The 17,790-nt window shown below is 61.0% G+C and carries 18 protein-coding genes; 5 read left to right on the top strand and 13 right to left on the bottom strand.

Annotated features, from left to right (window positions below; translation table 11 throughout):
• Positions 1-34: 34 nt before the first annotated feature.
• The 4 genes from J5278_RS13125 to J5278_RS13110 all read right to left on the bottom strand — a co-directional run bounded on the left by J5278_RS13125 (position 35) and on the right by J5278_RS13110 (position 5,225).
• Positions 35-976 (bottom strand): Gfo/Idh/MocA family protein, encoded by a 942-nt coding sequence (locus J5278_RS13125; RefSeq protein ID WP_209183344.1) that lies wholly within the window; start codon positions 974-976, stop codon positions 35-37.
• A 105-nt stretch (positions 977-1,081) separates the two neighbouring features.
• The gene (locus tag J5278_RS13120; RefSeq protein WP_209183345.1) at positions 1,082-1,933 is read right to left on the bottom strand and encodes a polysaccharide deacetylase family protein; all 852 of its coding nucleotides are present in this window, start codon (positions 1,931-1,933) and stop codon (positions 1,082-1,084) included.
• A gap of 263 nt (positions 1,934-2,196) precedes the next feature.
• Entirely contained in the window at positions 2,197-4,083 is a 1,887-nt protein-coding gene (locus J5278_RS13115) for an ABC-F family ATP-binding cassette domain-containing protein (RefSeq protein WP_209183346.1), read from the bottom strand.
• An 86-nt stretch (positions 4,084-4,169) separates the two neighbouring features.
• Positions 4,170-5,225 carry a GGDEF domain-containing protein gene (locus tag J5278_RS13110; RefSeq protein ID WP_247749026.1) on the bottom strand — a complete coding sequence of 352 codons (1,056 nt, stop codon included), beginning with the start codon at positions 5,223-5,225 and terminating at the stop codon, positions 4,170-4,172.
• A gap of 256 nt (positions 5,226-5,481) precedes the next feature.
• Here J5278_RS13110 and ndk point away from each other — a divergent pair, with 256 nt between their 5' ends.
• The gene (ndk, locus tag J5278_RS13105; protein WP_111220465.1) at positions 5,482-5,904 is read left to right on the top strand and encodes a nucleoside-diphosphate kinase; all 423 of its coding nucleotides are present in this window, start codon (positions 5,482-5,484) and stop codon (positions 5,902-5,904) included.
• A gap of 86 nt (positions 5,905-5,990) precedes the next feature.
• Here the strand turns inward: ndk and J5278_RS13100 are convergent, their stop codons facing one another.
• Together J5278_RS13100 and J5278_RS13095 are read right to left on the bottom strand one after the other, a co-directional pair.
• On the bottom strand, positions 5,991-6,497 hold the full coding sequence (locus J5278_RS13100) for a hypothetical protein (protein ID WP_209183347.1): 507 nt from the start codon (positions 6,495-6,497) through the stop codon (positions 5,991-5,993).
• On the bottom strand, positions 6,494-7,045 hold the full coding sequence (locus tag J5278_RS13095) for a CGNR zinc finger domain-containing protein (protein ID WP_209183348.1): 552 nt from the start codon (positions 7,043-7,045) through the stop codon (positions 6,494-6,496). Before J5278_RS13095 ends, J5278_RS13100 begins: the two co-directional genes overlap by 4 nt.
• 65 nt (positions 7,046-7,110) lie before the next feature.
• On the opposite strand from J5278_RS13095, the gene J5278_RS13090 reads away from it, so the two are divergent.
• Positions 7,111-8,007, top strand: a complete 897-nt coding sequence (locus tag J5278_RS13090) for a branched-chain amino acid ABC transporter permease (protein ID WP_209183349.1) — start codon at positions 7,111-7,113, stop codon at positions 8,005-8,007.
• A 3-nt stretch (positions 8,008-8,010) separates the two neighbouring features.
• Here J5278_RS13090 and J5278_RS13085 read toward each other — a convergent pair whose 3' ends face one another.
• From J5278_RS13085 to J5278_RS13065, 5 genes are all read right to left on the bottom strand, one after another.
• Positions 8,011-8,493 (bottom strand): molybdenum cofactor biosynthesis protein MoaE, encoded by a 483-nt coding sequence (locus J5278_RS13085; RefSeq protein WP_209183350.1) that lies wholly within the window; start codon positions 8,491-8,493, stop codon positions 8,011-8,013.
• Positions 8,494-8,498: 5 nt separating this feature from the next.
• On the bottom strand, positions 8,499-8,753 hold the full coding sequence (moaD, locus tag J5278_RS13080; RefSeq protein ID WP_142829650.1) for a molybdopterin converting factor subunit 1: 255 nt from the start codon (positions 8,751-8,753) through the stop codon (positions 8,499-8,501).
• Positions 8,750-9,346 carry a CDP-diacylglycerol--glycerol-3-phosphate 3-phosphatidyltransferase gene (gene pgsA / locus J5278_RS13075; RefSeq protein WP_111220794.1) on the bottom strand — a complete coding sequence of 199 codons (597 nt, stop codon included), beginning with the start codon at positions 9,344-9,346 and terminating at the stop codon, positions 8,750-8,752. The genes moaD and pgsA overlap by 4 nt, the downstream gene beginning before the upstream one ends.
• A gap of 111 nt (positions 9,347-9,457) precedes the next feature.
• Complete coding sequence (uvrC, locus tag J5278_RS13070; RefSeq protein ID WP_209183351.1) at positions 9,458-11,497, bottom strand: excinuclease ABC subunit UvrC; 2,040 nt, start codon at positions 11,495-11,497, stop codon at positions 9,458-9,460.
• The gene (locus J5278_RS13065; protein ID WP_209183352.1) at positions 11,494-12,261 is read right to left on the bottom strand and encodes an SDR family oxidoreductase; all 768 of its coding nucleotides are present in this window, start codon (positions 12,259-12,261) and stop codon (positions 11,494-11,496) included. The genes uvrC and J5278_RS13065 overlap by 4 nt, the downstream gene beginning before the upstream one ends.
• A 364-nt stretch (positions 12,262-12,625) precedes the next feature.
• Between J5278_RS13065 and J5278_RS13060 the strand changes: the two genes are divergently transcribed.
• The gene (locus J5278_RS13060) at positions 12,626-13,258 is read left to right on the top strand and encodes an outer membrane protein (RefSeq protein WP_142829644.1); all 633 of its coding nucleotides are present in this window, start codon (positions 12,626-12,628) and stop codon (positions 13,256-13,258) included.
• Between the two features lie 145 nt (positions 13,259-13,403).
• Here the strand turns inward: J5278_RS13060 and J5278_RS13055 are convergent, their stop codons facing one another.
• A complete protein-coding gene (locus J5278_RS13055) occupies positions 13,404-13,997 on the bottom strand; it encodes a glutathione S-transferase family protein (RefSeq protein WP_209183353.1) in 594 nt (197 codons plus the stop codon).
• Positions 13,998-14,028: 31 nt separating this feature from the next.
• Positions 14,029-14,913, bottom strand: coding sequence for a 23S rRNA (adenine(2030)-N(6))-methyltransferase RlmJ (locus J5278_RS13050; RefSeq protein WP_219258276.1), 885 nt, complete (start codon positions 14,911-14,913; stop codon positions 14,029-14,031).
• Between the two features lie 21 nt (positions 14,914-14,934).
• Between J5278_RS13050 and J5278_RS13045 the strand changes: the two genes are divergently transcribed.
• Together J5278_RS13045 and J5278_RS13040 are read left to right on the top strand one after the other, a co-directional pair.
• Complete coding sequence (locus J5278_RS13045) at positions 14,935-17,118, top strand: molybdopterin-dependent oxidoreductase (RefSeq protein WP_209183357.1); 2,184 nt, start codon at positions 14,935-14,937, stop codon at positions 17,116-17,118.
• Positions 17,115-17,708, top strand: coding sequence for an NUDIX domain-containing protein (locus J5278_RS13040; RefSeq protein WP_209183359.1), 594 nt, complete (start codon positions 17,115-17,117; stop codon positions 17,706-17,708). The genes J5278_RS13045 and J5278_RS13040 overlap by 4 nt, the downstream gene beginning before the upstream one ends.
• Positions 17,709-17,790 lie beyond the last annotated feature (82 nt).

The following is a 17,790-nucleotide window of genomic DNA, read 5'->3' as shown; positions in this document are numbered from 1 at the left end:
TCAAGCGCCTTCGCACGCATCTGGAACCCGCAGATCAATCGTGGAACGCTTCCACGAACTTGCGCTTGCCGAGCATGAAGGCGTCGGCGACGTGGCGGAGGGGGGCGAGATCGACGTCGGATGTTCCGGCCCTGACGATTTCGGCAAAGCGGCGGTACAGCGACGGGTATTCCGCCTCCGGTTCGGCGAGCTTCAGTTCTTCGTCGACGAAAAGCTTGGCGCCGCCATCGGCCAGCCGCATCGTGCCGGCCTCCGTCTCGACGATGATATCCCAGCTCTGCTTGCCGGTCTGGCGCCAGTCGAATTCAGCGTGGACGGGCACTCCGGTGGCATCCTTGAAGTGCAGGTCGGCAGCGATGGGTGCGTCGCGGTTTTCCGGGAACTCTAGGGTTGCGCCGGTGAGGAAGATGGCGCGAGGCAGGATGTGGGTGACGATCGACAGGGCGTTGATGCCGGGATCGAACACGCCGAGCCCGCCGGCCTGCCAGATCCAGTCCTGGTTCGGATGCCAGTGGCGCACGTCTTCCTTCCAGATGACATGCATGCTCTTGATGGTCGTCGCGGCAAGAAAGTCCTTTGCGGCCTCGACGCCCGGTGCGTAGCGCGAATGCCAGCTTGCAAACAACGACACGCCCTTGGCCTTCGCCAGCGCTTCGAGATCATGGACTTCGCTCAGTGTCGCGCCCGGTGGCTTCTCGAGAAACACGTGCTTGCCCGCCGTCAGCGCGTTGTGGGCGGCCTCATAGCGGTATTGCGGCGGCATGCACAGCGACACGGCGTTCATCGCAGGAACAGTGGCAATCATCTCGTCGATGGTCGTGAAACTCTGGATGCCGTCGACAGTGCCGTTGCGGCTGGCCGTGGCGATCAGGTTGTAGTCCGCATTGGCCGCGATCGACGGCAGATGCTGGTCGCGGACGATCTTGCCGACGCCGACGATGCCAAGCTGGATGGGGGCGGAGGGATTGGAAGACATGGGCTTGCTCGCGTTCCGGTGTTTCACTCAAAAGTATGATTATTTTTGAGGTGTTTGTATCAGAATGCGGGCCGCGAGCAAGGCCGGGCTTGGTGCGAGCGGCGCCTAACGGCTCATTTTCAGATCGGCCATGGCAATGACGTTGCTTGGTGCCGCGTCACGTCCGTAACGGAGCGTCACCACCTTGTAGCCCTCCTTCTCAAGTCTGTTGAGCAGGCCCGGCAGCATGATCGCAGTACGTTGGTGGATATCGTGCATCAGGATGATGCCGCGACCGCGCCGATGCAGCTCCTCCATGGTCCGCTCGAGGACGATAGCCGGCTTGACGGTGAAATAATCCTTGCTGTCGATATCGACATCCATGACGATCATGTCGCGCTGGGCAATCGCCGAGCGCAGGCTTTTCGTGTCGGCGAGATAGGGGAAGCGGAAGAAGTTGACATCGGTACCGATGGCCTTCGAGACGGCATTCTCGCCTTTGACGACCTCGGCTATGGCCATGTCGAAGCTCATCCTGGCGAGATCCGGATGGCGGTAGGTATGGCTGCCGATGGCATTGCCGTCGTCGAGAACCTTGCGGGCAATCGCCGGATGGGCGGCGGCCATTTCTCCGACCATCATAAAGGCACCCTTGACGCCGAACTGGTCGAGTGTCGCAAGAATTTTCTCGGTCTTTCCCGGCATCGGGCCGTCGTCGAAGGTGAGGATCACTTCCTTGTCGGCAAGCTTGAGGTCGTGCAGGGACGAGACCGTCAGTGTCCGACCGGCAAGATGGTGCCAGTAGCCTCCCCAGGCGGTCGGCTCCATGGCAATGGGATCGTGGGCCTTGAGCGGTGCAGTGACAGTAGCGCCCGGCGCGTAGGAGGTTTTCAGCGACATCTCTGTCGTCGGTTTTGTCGCGCAGCCGGCGAGCATCAGGCTGGCCAGAAGGCCGGCGACAACGGGACGTGAGAACATGGGAATCGCTCAATCAAGGGAGGAATATTGAGACGATATTTTCTGATTATGGTTAACGAGGTGTTGACGAAGGCGGTTCGCCCGCAGATGCCGTCGTGGTCCCGGCGCGCATGTTGGCGACTGTTGCCGATCGGCATCAACGTTGGGTTGATCGCGACCGTGAGCCGAGCAATCCGTCCTTTAGACAGGGGACGGAGGCGGGAAAGCAAACAGGCTACATCGAGGTTGCGCCTGCTTGCCTGGAGGAAATACGACGCTGGCGGTCAACCCGCCATCGCTGCCTCGTATTCGTCCGAGAGCAACATCCACTGCTCTTCGCTCTTGGCAATCTTGGCCATCAGGTCGGCGCGTTCCTTGACCTTGGCTGCGGCCTTCTCAGGAAACTTGTCGTAGATCTCCTGATCTTCCAGTTCGCGGTCGAGAGCCTGAATCTGCTTCTGCAGTTTCTGGGTCAAAGCCTCGACATCGTTGATCTTTTTCTTCAACGGTGCGTTTGCGGCGCGCTTGTCGGCATTGGCCTTGCGCTGTTCGGCCTTGTTGGCCTTGTCCTCGGGGCTGCTCTTGCCCTTGCCACCCTTGCCGCGCGATGCGGCGACGATGGTGTTGCGATAATCCTCGAGGTCGCCGTCATAATTCATGACGGTGCCGTCCTTGACCAGCCACAGCCTGTCGGCGGTGGCTTCGATCAGATGGCGGTCATGCGAGATCAGGATGACGGCGCCGGAATATTCGTTCAGCGCCTGGATCAGCGCGTTGCGGCTGTCGATATCCAGATGGTTGGTCGGTTCGTCGAGGATCAGCAGGTTCGGCGCGTCGAAGGCGGCAAGCCCCATCAGCAGGCGTGCCTTTTCGCCACCCGACAGATCCTTCGCGGCGGTTTCCATCTTGGCGGTGGCAAGCCCCATCTGCGCAACGCGCGCCCGCACCTTGCCTTCGGTGGCGCCCGGCATGCGGCGACGCACGTGCTCGACAGCCGTCTGCTCGGGAATGAGGTCGTCCAGCTGATGCTGGGCAAAAAAGCCGATCTTCAGGCCGGATGCGGTCTTTACCGAACCCGGCGAGCCAGGAAGGCGGCCGGAGATGAACTTGGCGAAGGTCGACTTGCCGTTGCCGTTCGAGCCGAGCAGCGCGATGCGGTCGTCGGTGTCGATGCGCAGGGTCAGGTGCTGCAGGATCGGCTTGCCCGGCGCATAGCCTACGGAGCCGCTCTCGATGGCGATGATGGGGGAGGCGGCTTCCTTCTCGGGATCGGGGAACTTGAAGCCCTGGACATTGTCCTCGATGACCGAGGAAACGGTGCCCATGCGCTCCAGCGCCTTGACGCGGCTCTGCGCCTGGCGGGCCTTGGAGGCCTTCGCCTTGAAGCGGTCGATGAAGGACTGCAGATGCTTGCGCGCCGCATCGTTCTTGACCTTGGCCTTCGTCTGCAACTCGTTGGCTTCGGCCCGCTGGCGCTCGAACTGGTCGTAGGAGCCGCGATAGAAGGTCAGCTTCTGCTGGTCGAGATGGACGATGGCGTTGACGGCCGTGTTGAGCAGGTCGCGGTCATGGCTGATGATGATCACGGTGTGCGGATAGCGGCTGATATAGTCTTCCAGCCACAGCGTGCCTTCAAGGTCGAGATAGTTGGTGGGTTCGTCCAGCAGCAGCAGGTCTGGCTCGGAAAACAGCACGGCGGCAAGCGCCACGCGCATCCGCCAGCCGCCCGAAAAACTCGAGGCCGGACGCATCTGCGCCTCGGCGTCGAAGCCGAGGCCGGCAAGGATGCTGGCAGCCCGCGATTCTGCCGAATGCGCGCCGATATCCGAGAGCCGCATGTGGATTTCGCCGATACGGTTGGGGTCGGTCGCGGTCTCGGCTTCGGCTAGCAGAGCTTCGCGCTCCTTGTCGGCCTTCAGCACGATTTCCAGCAGAGGCTCTTCCGTACCCGGCGCTTCCTGCGCGACCTGGCCGATGCGGGCATTCTTCGGAATGGAGACGTTGCCCGTCTCGCTTTCCATGTCACCGGTAATGATCTTGAAGAGCGTCGACTTGCCGGCACCGTTCTTGCCGACGAAGCCGGCCTTGATGCCGGCCGGCAGGGCGATGCTTGCCTGGTCGATGAGAAGGCGCCCGGCGATGCGGGCGGAAATGTTGTTGAGCGTGATCATGGGGCGGTTTTGACCGAACTTGCCCTTGAAGGCAAGAGTGTGCGCTGCAATACGGCTCGCGCGATGGCAAACAGTCGGTCGAGGGTTTAATGGCGCGCGTCGTGGCTGAACAGCTGTATCGGCTGGCGGCGGTTGCCCTGCGCGCGGGCGAGTGCTGCTTCTGCATGGGCCATCAGCTGGGCTGCCGAGGGAGCGTCGGTGCTGAGCGCAATGCCGGTAGAGACGCTGAGACGGCCCGGATCGCTCTTGTCGGAAGTCGCATAGACCAGCGTTTCCTCGACCGATGTCCGAAGCCTTGTAGCGATTGCCCGGGCGCCCTCGGTATTCACGTCTGTCACCAGGAAGCAGAAGTCGTCGCCTGTCATGCGAACGACGAGATCGTTCTTCTTGATGCTCTTGCGGAAAAGGCCCCCCAGCTTCTTCAGCAGGTGATTGGCGGCCTGCGGCCCGAACCTGGCGTTGAATGCACCGAAATCGTCGATGTCGACCATGATCAGCGCAATCCCCTGGGCGCTATCCTCGTCGTACAATTCTATCAGCCGGTTGATGAGGGCGATCTGGTTTGGCAGCCCGGTGATGCGGTCTGTGGCAACGGCGGTGCGCATTGCCGCGTTGCCCTTTTCCATTGTGTCGATCCTGTCCATCTGGTCGGTCAGCTTTTCCGTCAGCCCGGTCTCGTAGATCATCAGGTTGGTCAGCGAGGCGTTGAGGAAATCCATCTCGGCGGAAAATGCAGCAAGGCTCTGCATCGGGTCTTCGTTGACAGACTGTGTGATCGTTTCGACGGCTTGAACGAAACTCTGCTTGTGCCTCAGGCCCTCGGCCAGTTGCCCGGCGACGTCGCGCAGCATCCGTGCTGTCTCTGACTGGGTATTCTCGGCGACCAGTCCGCAATGGCTGACAAGGCGGTACCTGAGGCCGATCTCGTCGAGCATGGCCTGCGAAGGGTGGCTGCCGAGAAGAGCGATCTCGTTCGATAGGCTGCGGTCGGCGCCGAACAGTGCCTCATGGAAAAGCTGGTAGTTGCGCGGCAACCCGCGGACGTTGAGCTTGGCCATGGCGTGGCCGACCTTCTGGAGATCGACCGGGCCGAGCATCGAATTGGCCGGAGTAGCGACAGCGCCTGGCGTCGGGTGTTTCATCGCTCTGTCCTGTTCGAGGTCGCCCTGCGCCCGTCCGTTTGGGAAGTCGCCCTCGATTTGCGGCCTGCCGGGTTAAAACGGCTTTAAGGTAGCCCGGCATGGCGCCATTTTTCGAGGGTATCGGCTGGCGGGGTTAACGGGCGGTTGCAGCCAGGCGACTGCGACGGTCCCGTGAAATTGCCGCATCCCCCTTGTTTTCAGGCGGGCAGGCGGGTAAAGACCGCCAACTTTTGCCGTAAAACGAAGGATTTGAACCATGGCCACTGAACGCACCTTTTCGATGATCAAGCCTGATGCAACCAAGCGCAACCTGACCGGCGCGATCACCAAGATTCTCGAAGATGCCGGCCTCAAGGTCGTTGCTTCCAAGCGCGTCTGGATGAGCAAGCGCGAAGCCGAAGGCTTTTACGCCGTGCACAAGGATCGTCCTTTCTTCGGCGAACTCGTTGACTCCATGACATCTGGCCCGACGGTCGTTCAGGTTCTCGAAGGCGAAGGCGCCATCCTCAAGAACCGCGAAGTCATGGGCGCAACCAACCCGGCTAACGCTGCCGAAGGCACGATCCGCAAGCTGCACGCCCTGTCGATCGGCGAGAACTCGGTTCACGGTTCGGACGCTCCCGAAACCGCTGCCGAGGAAATCGCTTACTGGTTCTCCGGCACCGAAATCGTCGGCTGAATCAAGCTCTTGGCATCTTTGCCGAAGTCATTGAAGTAATTGTTGAAAGCCGGGTCGTTCGCGTCCCGGCTTTTTCGTGCCTGCGATCAGCCGGTGGGGCACTTTTCAGGTGAGAAGTCGATGCTGCCATCCGGTCTTACCAGGTCCGGATTGACGGTGTAGCCGGGCCCTACGACCAGCGGCCTTGCTGTCAGCACCGATTGGTCGACATCCGATATGACCTGCGTCTTGATGGTCTGGAATGTTTTGCCGTCGCCATCCACCAGCCGGATGTTGACGGCATAGGGCCGATCCTTGCGGACGCAGTGGACGGCGGGGCTTTGCAGCGTGATCTTGTCCCAGAGCGGAAAGATCTTCTCCCTCACCACCAGCGGATCGCCACCCATCGGGTTTTCGAATTCGGCAATGGCAAAGCTGCCATCCGGGATCGGCGCCTTCAGCGCAAGATTGACGAGGTAGGTCGCAGTCGAGACGCGGTAGTTGAAGACGAAGTGCCGGCCGTTCAATTCGGTCGGACCGTCGCTGTCCTGCCTCTGGCAGCCGCCCAGCGCCAAGAGGGCCATGGTGACTGCGAATATCTCTGTGGTTCTCATGACGGCACCTCCTGCTTCTTGCGCCTGTAGTGCCGGCTGGCCTTTGCCCGGTTGCCGCAGACGGCCATGTCGCACCAGCTGCGGCTACGGTTCTTGCTGCGGTCGACAAACAGCCAGCCGCAATTGCCGCAGATCTTCATGCGGTCCTGTTCCGGGTTCGCGAGCAGCCGCAGCGTCGAATGTACGGTCGCGCTGGCAAGACTGTCCGGCGTGGTGGCACCGCGCAAGCATGTTGCCATGGCCGCGAGCAGATCGGCCAGCAAAGCATCCGATGTCGCACCCAGCACCACCGCCCGGAAATAGTCGTCGATCGCTTCCCTCAGATTCAGGAATGCAGGCGCCTCCGAGGGTCTCAGCGGCTTGATATCGCCGAACAATGCCCGTTCGGCGCAGAACTGCATTGCCGCAGGCGCAAAGTCTTCGAGATGTTCCGGTGTCGCAAAACGGTCGATGCTGCGTGTTGCGTCGTGTCGCAGGATGACACTGTTGGCGACATCGAGCGCAAGGGCGCCACCGGAAAAGCGATGAGGGGTCCAGGAAAAGCTCATGCCGCAAATAATAACTGGTAAAAGCTATTTTGCCAGTTATTATTTTAGCCGTGGGGAGGGGTGGCATGGCCTATCTGTTGCAGCAACTGGCGAACGCTGTGCCGCTCGCGGCACTCTACGCCGCCCTGGCTTTCGGCTATGCCATTGCCTTCGGTGTCACCAGGCGGCCCGATATCACCTATGGCGCGCTGTTTGCCTTTGCTGGCCAGATGCTGCTGCTGTTCAGCGATATCGGCTACAACCGCCTCATCCTCGTGCTACCCGCAGCACTGGCATTCGGAGCGGTGCTTGCCTTCGTCTACACGCTCGGGGCGGGTCTGCTCATTGGTCGCTCCGTTATCCAGCCGCTGGCAAAGACATCGCCGAACACGGTGATCGTCGCTGCCTTCGGTGTCCTGATCGTGCTGATGGAAACCGCGTCGCTGGCGATGGGCGCCCGGCCGCGCTGGCTGCCGCCGTTCCTCAATGCACCGGTGGTGCTCTGGAACGACATCAGCTTCCCGGTGACGCTGACGGAAATCCAGCTGCTGGACACGGCCCTCATGTCAGCGATTGTCCTCAGCGGCGCGGCGGTGCTGCGCTACACCGCCTGGGGGCGCATCTGGCGCGCCGTCAGTGAGGAGCCGCTGGCCGCCCAACTTTGCGGCCTGTCGACCAGCCGGGTCTTTCTCACGGCCTATGGCAGCGCAACTCTGATTGCCACGGTCTGCGGGCTGCTGTCGACATCCTACTACGGCACCATGGATTTCGGCGCCGGGATGATGTTTGGATTGAAGGTGCTGCTGATTGCTTCGGTCGGCGGCTACGGCAATCCGCTGAAATCGGCGGGCGGCGCAGCGGCACTGGCGTTTGCGGAGACGCTGTGGAGCGCCTACGGGCCGCTCCTCTGGCGCGATCTCATGGTGTTCACACTGCTGGTCGTTTTGCTGGTCATCAGCCGGAGGGAGCGGGTCATTCCCTGAGCGTCACCTGTCTGCGGTCCATCTCGTCCGCGCCGCATCATCCGCATCGCGGGCCGCCACCCAGTCTCCGGCCTTGCCGTCGGCGGCATGGTCTTTTTTCCAGAAGGGGGCCGCCGTCTTCAGGAAATCCATAACAAAATTGGCGCCGTCGAAGGCGGCCTGCCGATGGCTCGAGGCGGCAATGACGAGCACGATGTTTTCGCCGGGGAGGATGCGGCCGAAGCGGTGGATGGCCGTCAGGCCGCGCAGTTGGAAGCGTTCAATGGCAGCGGTGGCGATTCTCTCCATCTCGGCCTCGGCCATGCCAGGATAATGTTCGAGTTCCAGCGCCGCGAGACTGGCACCTTCGTCCCGGCAGAGGCCAGAGAAGGTGACGACCGCGCCGATCTCGTGGCGTCCTCGCGACAGCTTCGCCACCTCCGCCTGCAGGTCGAAATCCTCACGCTGGACGCGGATCGTTGGCAGGATGGGAGGAACGTCGGCCATCTCCGTCAGCCGCCTGTCATCGGCGGAAACAACGCAATCTCCCGCGCGCCGACGATGCTCTCATCATGCTCGACATGTTCCATATTCACGGCAATTCGGATGGCATCCGGAAATTCCAATGCCATCTCGTACTCTTCGCCCAGCGTCTTCAAATGATTGAGGAGATCTGCACCGGTAATCACATCGGCGGGAAGAACCAGTTCGTCCTCGCCCCGGCCGATCCGTTCGCGCACCCAGGCGAAATAGACGAGTTTGGTCATCCCTCGTCGTCCACGATGTGCTTCAGCCCGACGCGGAAATAGTCGTAGCCGGAATAGATCGTCAGGATCGCCGAAATCCACAGGAGCGCAATGCCGATCTCGGTCGTGTGCGGCAGGATTTCCTCGCCGGCGGGGCCCGCGAGCAGGAAGGCGATGGCCACCATCTGCGCCGTCGTCTTCCATTTGGCGATACGCGTCACCGGCACGCTGATGCTGACCTTCAACTGCGCCAGATATTCACGCAGTCCCGACACCAGAATTTCGCGGCAGAGGATGATGATCGCCGCCCACAGCGACCAGCCGGCAATCGTCTGGTCAGCTGCGACCAGCAACAGGATCGAGGCGATCAGCAGCTTGTCGGCGATGGGATCGAGCATGCGGCCGATATTCGATGTCTGGTTCCATATCCGCGCCAGATAACCATCCAAGAAATCGGTGATCGAGGCGATGATGAAGATCCACAGCGCGACCCAGCGCGCCGTGTTGCTGATCGAAAGCTTTCCCTCGACGAAAAAGCAGATGACGATGAGCGGCACCGCCAGGATGCGTCCGTAGGTGAGGAGATTCGGAATGTTATATGCGCGCGATGCCATGAAAATCGTTTCGTTTGGAGCGTCCGGGTAGAATGACGGTCATTGTTCTATAGCGTCAATATTGTTTCAGTTTTTCCGCCGTCATTGCGTAGAATTTGCGACCTGCCGCTTTTATTTCGCGGCGTCGTCGTGAAAGTGATTGTAGACGAGCTTCGCCACGGTCTCGGAAATCCCCTCGACGGCGAGCAGGTCGGTGTATCCGGCCCGCGATACGGCCTTTGCGGTCCCGAAGTGCTGCAGCAGAGCGCGTTTGCGGGAAGGCCCGATGCCGCCGATCTCGTCGAGCGGGTTTTTGACGAACTCCTTCTTGCGTCGTGACCGGTGCGATCCGATCGCAAACCGGTGCGCCTCGTCGCGCAGGCGCTGGATGAAATAGAGAACCGGGTCGCGCGGTGGGAGGGTGAAGTTATCGCCGGACGGCGGAAAGAATCGCTCTCTGCCCGCCTCGCGGTCGACGCCCTTGGCGACGCCGATGGCAATGACGCTGTCCGTGATGCCGAGTTCGTCGAGGATGGCGCGCACCGCCGTCATCTGTCCCTGGCCGCCGTCGATCAGGATGACGTCGGGCCAGGCTGGGAAGGGCAGGTCGGCCGCATCTTCGCTGATCGCCTTGGTCCGGTCCGGCAGGCCTTCCTCTTTCAACAGGCGCGAAAAACGCCGCATCATCACTTCGCGCATCATGCCGAAATCGTCGCCGGGGGTGATCTCCGTCGATTTGATGTTGAACTTGCGGTACTGGCTTTTGACAAAACCTTCCGGTCCGGCAACGACCATGCCGCCGACGGCATTGGTGCCCATGATGTGCGAGTTATCGTAGATCTCGATGCGCTGCGGCACATAGGGCAGCTTGAATGTTTCCTTGAAGCCTTCGAGCAGCCGCGACTGCGAGGCGGTCTCGGCCAGCTTGCGACCGTGCGCCTCGCGGGCATTGCCGACGACATGGTCGACCAGGTCCTTCTTCTCGCCGCGCTGCGGCACCAGAATGGCGATCTTGTAACCGGCCTTTTCCGAAAGCGCGGCTGCCAGAAGCTCGATTTCCTCGACGGTCTCCGACAGCAGGATCTGGCGCGGCACCGGCTTGTCGTCGTAAAATTGCGCCAGGAACGAATTCAGTACCTCGGCGCCTGACAGCGACGGGTCGGCGCGCGGAAAATAGGCCCGGTTGCCCCAGTTCTGGCCGGTGCGGAAGAAGAACACCTGGATGCAGGATATGCCGCCCTCGTGGTGGATGGCGAAGATGTCCGCTTCTTCGACGCCGGCCGGGTTTATGCCCTGATGGCTCTGCACATGCGACAAAGCCGAAAGCCGGTCGCGATAGACGGCGGCACTTTCGAAATCGAGGTTCTCGGCCGCCAAGTTCATGGCATCGGCAATGTGCGATTTGACGTTCTGGCTTTTGCCCGAGAGAAAATCCTTGGCCTCCTGCACCAGCTCGCCATAGCCGTCGTCGCTGACTTCGTGGGTGCAGGGAGCGGAACAGCGCTTGATCTGGTGCAGCAGGCAGGGCCGTGTGCGCGTCTCGAAGACGCTGTCCGTACAGGTGCGGATCAGGAAGGCGCGCTGCAGGGAGTTGATCGTCCGCCCGACGGCGCTGGCCGAGGCAAAGGGGCCGAAATAGGCGCCCTTGCGGCTGCGCGCGCCACGATGCTTGAAAATCGCCGGCGCCCGGTGATCGCCGGTAATAAGGATATAGGGAAAGGATTTGTCGTCGCGTAGCAGCACGTTGTAGCGCGGCCGCAGCCGCTTGATGAGGTTGGCTTCCAGAAGCAGCGCTTCTGTTTCGGTGCGGGTCGTAACGAACTCCATGTTCGCCGTCTCGCGGATCATCTTGGCGATGCGGTTCGAGTGGCCACGACCGAGAGCGTAGTTGCTGACGCGCTTCTTCAGGCTGCGGGCCTTGCCGACATAGAGCACGTCGCCCGCCTCGTTGAACATGCGATAGACGCCCGGCGCATTCGGCAGCCGCTTGACGAACTCGCCGATAAGCTCGGCGCCCTTCAGCCCGGTCTCGTTCTTTCCGCCTTCGTTCCAGTCGACGGCCACCGTCAGGGCAGGGACGGCGATGCCGCCGCCCTCGACCTCGATGTCATCGTCGGTATCGTCCGATTCGTCGTAGAGAACGCCGCCCTCGGGCAGCTTTCTGGCATTCATTCAGCAGTCTCCGGTACGTCAGGCGTCTCCCAGGCCAGATGCTGGCCTCCATCCAGGGCAATCATTTGGCCCGTGATCGAAGGCGTGTCAAAAAGAAAGCGGACGGTCCGGCCGAATTCATCGAGCCCGGGGCCTGCCTTCAGCAGCAGCCCGTCGATCTGCGCCTGGAAATCCTCCGGCGCCTGCCGGCTGCTGGCAAGTGTCGGGCCAGGCCCGATCGCGTTTACCCTGATTCGCGGCGCAAAAGACTGGGCGAGGGTTTGAGTGGCCGTCCAGAGAGCCGCTTTGGAAAGCGTGTAGGAATAGAAACGCGGATTGAGAGCCCAGACCCGCTGGTCGATGATGTTGACAATCAAGCCGGGCACGCTGTCCGGGAGTTGTCGGGCAAATTCAGCCGCCAGAATGGAGGGTGCCCGCACATGGACGGCGAAATGCGCCTCAAATGCCTCCGCATCGAAAGCGTCTGCCGTGTCCGAGCGGAAGGTCGAGGCATTGTTGATCAGCAGATCCAGTGGCCCGAGAGCCGAAACCGTCCTTTCGACAAGGGTCGAGACCTCGAAATTATTTTGGAGGTCGGCCTTGACGGCAATTGCCTTGATGCCGCCAAGCCTCAATTCCGCCGCCAGGGCTTCCGCCTCGACCATCGATGTATCTGCGTGAATTGCAATATTGAATCCGTTAGACGCGAGATCCCGGGCCATTGCACTGCCTATCCGGCGGGATGCGCCGGTGATCAGCGCGGTTCGGAGTTTGTTATCGGTCAAAATGTCGCCTTTTCACTGCGTTGGTCGGATTAGCACTTATATAGGGAGCCGATAGACCATAGGAAGCCACTCCGATGCAGGGGCAGGGGCAACAAATGTTCTATGTAGATCTTGAGATATATTTGAGTAAAATTAAGTATAGTCTCTTTAATAATTTGTTATGGTTAACGATTGTCCTGTGGCGTTAAAGCAACATCGAATTTCAGCCATTCGGTTGCCACAATGATTTCACAATTTAGCTCTTCCAAATCCGCAATTGCATTCCAATTTACAGTCATCCGGGAGGGAATATCCAGGAATTGCTCGGACCGTTCGAACGCTAGGACAGTAGGCGACGGAACGAGATTATTAGGAGAATAAAAGTATGCGTAACATCATCACGACCCTCATGGCTTCGGCTTTCGTTATCGGTGGTTTCTCGGCTGCTATGGCTGCCGACGCTGTCGAACAGATTCCTCAGCCTCCCGTCGCTCAGGACGCTCCCCAGGTCAGCAACTGGGCCGGCTTCTACCTCGGCGCGGCTGGCACCTACAACATGGGCAAGATCAAGGGCCAGGGCGGCAGCGCTGACGCTTTTGGCGGCCAGGTCTACTCGGGCTACAACTGGCAGGACGGCCAGATCGTATACGGTATCGAAGGTGACGTAGGTTACTCCGGCGCCGACAGCACGAAGAACGGCATCACAGGCAAGAACGAAACCAACGGTTCGGTTCGCGCTCGCCTCGGCTACGACTTCAACCCCTTCATGCTGTACGGCACGGCCGGTGTCGCTGCTGGCCAGAACAAGATGTCTGACGACACTTCTTCTGACAAGAAGACGGCTGTTGGCTGGACGGTTGGTGCTGGTGCCGAAACGATGGTCACCAACAACATCTCTGCCCGCCTCGAATATCGCTACACCGACTACGGCAAGAAGAACTTCGATCTCGACTCCGGCAGCGTATCGCGCGGCTACGACGAAAATAGCGTCAAGGTCGGTATCGGCTACAAGTTCTAAGACTTGGTCTGATGTTACGGAAGAAGCCGGGTTCGTCCCGGCTTTTTTCGTTTCTAGGCCTGTAGAAAGGCGAGGTCGGCAACGAAACCCTGCCGTTTGCTATCGCGCCAGCCAATCTTGACCGGAGCGGCGGCGTCAAAGCCTTCTACTGCGGCTTCAGTTCCGGAAAGGCCGGGAATCGCTTTTCGAAGTCCCGCAGCCAATAGACCAGTGCCTTGTGATCGTCTTCCCACTCGCCGGCGAATCGCAGTTGCAGGTAACCCAGCATCGCCGCCATGGCAAAATGGCCGCCGTTCAGCTTGCGACCGATCTTCGGCGTGTCCTCGTTGAGGTAGGCAAGCGCTCGCTGGGCTTTTGCCCACTGGCGGTCGATCCAAGGCTGGAACACCTTTTCTTCCGTGCGGAAACGTCGCTCGTAGATGATCGACAGCAGGCAGTCGCATGTGCCGTCGCAAAGGGCCTCGAGGACATCGGCCTTGGTACGCTTGGCCTGGCTGCCGGGATAAAGCCGTTTGCCTTCCATGCGGCCGAAATAATGGTTGATGCCACGGCTGTCGAAGACGGAAAGGCCGTCGTCGGTAATCAGTGTGGGAATTTTACCGAGCGGGTTGTTGTCGAGGAGAATTGCAGGGCCGGCATTGGTGTCGACGCTGATTTCTGTAAGCTTGATATCGAGATAGCGTGCCGCCATCCTGACCTTGGACGAGTACGGCGATGTAGACGAGCAGAGAAGCTTCATGACTGTCTTTCCAAAACGGGAAGGTGAACTCTCAGATGTCTTCGTTGGCATCGGGCTTGCGGCTCGGCTGTTCGCCGCGCAGCCAGAAGGCCCGGTTTGAGGAGAAACGGTCCTGCGCCAGGATATCCTTCAACACCGGCAGCAGGGTGTGCAACTCGTCCTTGAGCGTGAAGGGCGGATTGACGATGATCAGGCCGGAGCCGGACAATCCGGTGAAATCGCGTTCGGTGCGCACGGCAAGTTCGGCACACAGCATCTTCGGGATCTCCAGCGCCTGAAGCGCCTCGTGAAACGCCTTGATCGGCGCATCCTTCTTCAGCGGATACCATAGGCAATAGGTGCCGCCCGGAAAGCGGCGATAGGCGCGCGCCAGACCGTCGACCAGCCGGTCATATTCGCCTTCGATTTCAAATGGCGGATCGACCAGCACGATGCCGCGCTTTTCTTTCGGCGGCAGGTGAGCGCCGAGCGATAGCCAGCCGTCGAGTTCCGTCACGCGCACCTGGTGGTCGCCCTCGAACAGCCGGTGCAGCCGGCTGGCGTCTTCCGGGTGCAGTTCCATCGCCGACAGGCGGTCCTGCGGCCGGAACAGCAGGCTCGCCAGCTTCGGCGAGCCGGGATAGAATTGCAGGCCACCGTCAGGATTGAGCGCATTGACGGCGGTGAGATAGGGCTCGAGCAGTTCGGCTGCCTGCGCTGGCAGGTCGGCGGCCATCACCCGGCCGATGCCATCCAGCCATTCGCCGGTCTTCTGGGCCTCATCCGACGACAAATCGTAAACGCCGATACCGGCGTGGGTGTCGAGCAGCCGGAAGGCCTTGTCTTTCGTCTGCATGTAGCGGACAAGCCGCGCCAGGACCGCGTGCTTTAAGACATCGGCGAAATTGCCCGCATGGTAGATGTGCCGATAATTCATTTTCGGTGATGCCTGCATGAAATGTTGCGATGCACCGGTTTTGCTCTTTTTGCCGGCCTCGCCTTGAAATATACAGTTGCGATGAACATTGCGACCCCCATTCCGGCAAAAGCGAGAATCGGCCACACGGCTTGTCCGCACGACTGTCCATCCACTTGTGCCCTCGACATCGAGATTTCCGAGGACGGCCGCATCGGCCGCGTTCGCGGGGCCGGCGATCACTCCTATACGGCCGGCGTCATCTGCGCCAAAGTCGCCCGCTATGCCGAGCGCCTCTACCATCCGGATCGCCTGATGAAGCCCGTCCGCCGTCTCGGTGCCAAGGGCGAGGGGCGCTGGGGGGATATCTCGTGGGACGACGCGCTGGACGAAATCGCCAACGCCTTCGTCAAGGCGGAAGCCAGGGACGGTAGCGAAGCTATCTGGCCCTATTTCTACGCCGGCACGATGGGCTGGGTGCAGCGCGACTCGATCGAACGCTTGCGCCACGCAAAGCGCTATTCCGGGTTCTTCTCGTCGATTTGCACCAACCCGGCCTGGACCGGTTTTACCATGGCGACCGGCGTGCTGCGCGGTCCCGATCCGCGCGAGATGGGGCGTACCGATTGCGTGGTCATCTGGGGCACCAATGCGGTCGTCACCCAGGTCAATGTCATGACCCACGCGATCAAGTCGCGCAAGGAACGTGGCGCAAAGATCGTGGTCATCGATATCTACGACAATCCGACGATGAAGCAGGCCGACCTTGCGCTGATCGTCAAGCCCGGCACCGACGCGGCGCTTGCCTGCGCAATCATGCATATCGCCTTCCGTGACGGCTATGCCGACCGCGCCTATATGGCGAAATACGCCGACGACCCGGCGGGCCTCGAGGCACATCTGAAGACCCGCACCCCGGCATGGGCCGCCGACATCACCGGTCTGACGGTCGAGGAGATCGAGGCTTTCGGGGCGCTCGTCGGCCGCACGAAGAAGTCCTATTTCCGCCTCGGCTACGGCTTCACCCGCCAGCGCAATGGCGCCATCGCCATGCATGCGGCAGCCTCGATCGCCACCGTGCTCGGCTCCTGGCAATACGAGGGCGGCGGCGCCTTTCATTCCAACAGCGATATCTTCCAGATGAGCAGCGCCGAGCTGACGGGCCGCTCCATGAAGGACGAGGATATCCGGATGATTGACCAGTCGCAGATCGGCCGGGCGCTGACGGGAGATGCCGAAGCCCTTCGCCATCGCGGCCCGGTGACCGCGATGCTGATCCAGAACACCAATCCGGTCAACATCGCGCCCGAGCAGCGGCTGGTGAAGCGCGGCTTTGCCCGCGACGACCTGTTTGTCGCCGTCCACGAGCAATTCATGACCGACACGGCATCGATGGCCGATATCGTACTGCCGGCGACGATGTTCGTCGAGCACGACGACATCTATCGCGCCGGCGGCCAGAACCACATCCTGCTCGGCCCAAAACTGGTTGAGCCGCCGGAAACGGTGCGCAGCAATCTGTTCGTGATCGAGGAGCTGGCCAAACGCCTCGGCGTTGCCGACCGCCCGGGTTTCGGCTTCACCGCTCGTGAAATGGTCGACCGCATCCTGGCCGACAGCCAACTTCCGGATTACGACTATTTTCTCGAGCACAAGTGGTTCGATCGCCAGCCGGATTTCGACAAGGCGCATTTCATCGACGGCTTTGCCCATCCCGACGGCAAGTTCCACTTCCGGCCGGACTGGAGCAATCAGCCGGCGCCGAATCGTCCGCCCAAGTCCATCGGCCTGCTCGGTCCACATGCGGAATTGCCGACCTTTCCCGATCAGGTCGACGTGATCGAGGTCGCTGACGCCGAGCATCCGTTCCGGCTGGCGACATCGCCGGCCCGAAACTTTCTGAATTCCAGCTTCGCCGAGACCAAGACCTCGCGAGAGAAGGAAGGTCGCCCGGAAGTCATGATCAATCCGAGAGATGCGGAAGCCCATGCGATCGCTCATGGCGACCTCGTGCGTATCGGCAATGTCAGGGGCGACATCCACCTTCATGCCCGCATAACCGCAGAGGTCAAACCGGGCGTGCTGATCGCCGAGGGGCTTTGGCCGAACACCGCGCATGTGGACGGCGAGGGCATCAATGTCCTGACCGGCGCCGATCCTGTCGCGCCCTATGGCGGCGCTGCCGTCCACGACAACAAGGTCTGGCTGCGCAGGGATGCCCAATGACGAAATTTGAGAAAGCCGGCGTGGCAATCGTCGCGCAGACCACGCTGTCGAAGGGCTGGACCGAGCTCAGCAGCTATGACATCGACTACACCGCCTCGGATGGCGCGACCCACCGCCTGAAGCGCGAGATTTACCATCGCACCCCTGCGGCGACGATCCTGCTCTACGATCCCCGCAAGGAGACTGTCGTGCTCGTTCGCCAGTTCCGCCTTGCTGCCCATCTGAACGGCGACCCCGGCTGGATGATAGAGACGCCGGCCGGCCTTCTCGACGGGGAGGAGCCGGAAGCAGCCATTCGCCGAGAAGCGATGGAAGAAACCGGATACCGCGTCCGCGACGTCAGATTCCTGTTCAAAGCCTATATGGCGCCGGGTGCCGTAACCGAGGTCGTCCACTTCTTCGCTGCAGTCATAGACACCGGCGATCGCCTGTCGGAAGGCGGTGGACTGGTCGAGGAGCACGAGGATATCGAGGTCATGGAAGTGCCGCTATCGGAGGCGCTGTCGATGATAGAGGCCGGCGCGATCATCGACGGCAAGACGATTATGATGCTGCAATGGGCCGGGTTGAACCGCGACCGTCTCGCCTGAGCGCTCCCGGTCATTCGGTCGCCAACGTTCATGCAACGGTCATCGACCACGGTTAAGGGCTGCGCCTTGACATGCCGGCATA

The organism is Rhizobium sp. B21/90 (assembly GCF_019355815.1).
Taxonomy (GTDB): Bacteria; Pseudomonadota; Alphaproteobacteria; order Rhizobiales; family Rhizobiaceae; genus Rhizobium; species Rhizobium rhododendri.
Note: the sequence above shows the minus strand (reverse complement) of the source record. Positions and strands in the feature narration are given on the sequence as shown.

Bases quoted from the DNA above. Each gene is read 5' to 3' on its own strand.
- J5278_RS13125 (WP_209183344.1), bottom strand. From the start codon at position 976: ATGTCTTCCAATCCCTCCGCCCCCATCCAGCTTGGCATCGTCGGCGTC.
- J5278_RS13120 (WP_209183345.1), bottom strand. From the start codon at position 1,933: ATGTTCTCACGTCCCGTTGTCGCCGGCCTTCTGGCCAGCCTGATGCTC.
- J5278_RS13115 (WP_209183346.1), bottom strand. From the start codon at position 4,083: ATGATCACGCTCAACAACATTTCCGCCCGCATCGCCGGGCGCCTTCTC.
- J5278_RS13110 (WP_247749026.1), bottom strand. From the start codon at position 5,225: ATGAAACACCCGACGCCAGGCGCTGTCGCTACTCCGGCCAATTCGATG.
- ndk (WP_111220465.1), top strand. From the start codon at position 5,482: ATGGCCACTGAACGCACCTTTTCGATGATCAAGCCTGATGCAACCAAG.
- J5278_RS13100 (WP_209183347.1), bottom strand. From the start codon at position 6,497: ATGAGAACCACAGAGATATTCGCAGTCACCATGGCCCTCTTGGCGCTG.
- J5278_RS13095 (WP_209183348.1), bottom strand. From the start codon at position 7,045: ATGAGCTTTTCCTGGACCCCTCATCGCTTTTCCGGTGGCGCCCTTGCG.
- J5278_RS13090 (WP_209183349.1), top strand. From the start codon at position 7,111: ATGGCCTATCTGTTGCAGCAACTGGCGAACGCTGTGCCGCTCGCGGCA.
- J5278_RS13085 (WP_209183350.1), bottom strand. From the start codon at position 8,493: ATGGCCGACGTTCCTCCCATCCTGCCAACGATCCGCGTCCAGCGTGAG.
- moaD (WP_142829650.1), bottom strand. From the start codon at position 8,753: ATGACCAAACTCGTCTATTTCGCCTGGGTGCGCGAACGGATCGGCCGG.
- pgsA (WP_111220794.1), bottom strand. From the start codon at position 9,346: ATGGCATCGCGCGCATATAACATTCCGAATCTCCTCACCTACGGACGC.
- uvrC (WP_209183351.1), bottom strand. From the start codon at position 11,497: ATGAATGCCAGAAAGCTGCCCGAGGGCGGCGTTCTCTACGACGAATCG.
- J5278_RS13060 (WP_142829644.1), top strand. From the start codon at position 12,626: ATGCGTAACATCATCACGACCCTCATGGCTTCGGCTTTCGTTATCGGT.
- J5278_RS13055 (WP_209183353.1), bottom strand. From the start codon at position 13,997: ATGAAGCTTCTCTGCTCGTCTACATCGCCGTACTCGTCCAAGGTCAGG.
- J5278_RS13050 (WP_219258276.1), bottom strand. From the start codon at position 14,913: ATGAATTATCGGCACATCTACCATGCGGGCAATTTCGCCGATGTCTTA.
- J5278_RS13045 (WP_209183357.1), top strand. From the start codon at position 14,935: ATGTTGCGATGCACCGGTTTTGCTCTTTTTGCCGGCCTCGCCTTGAAA.
- J5278_RS13040 (WP_209183359.1), top strand. From the start codon at position 17,115: ATGACGAAATTTGAGAAAGCCGGCGTGGCAATCGTCGCGCAGACCACG.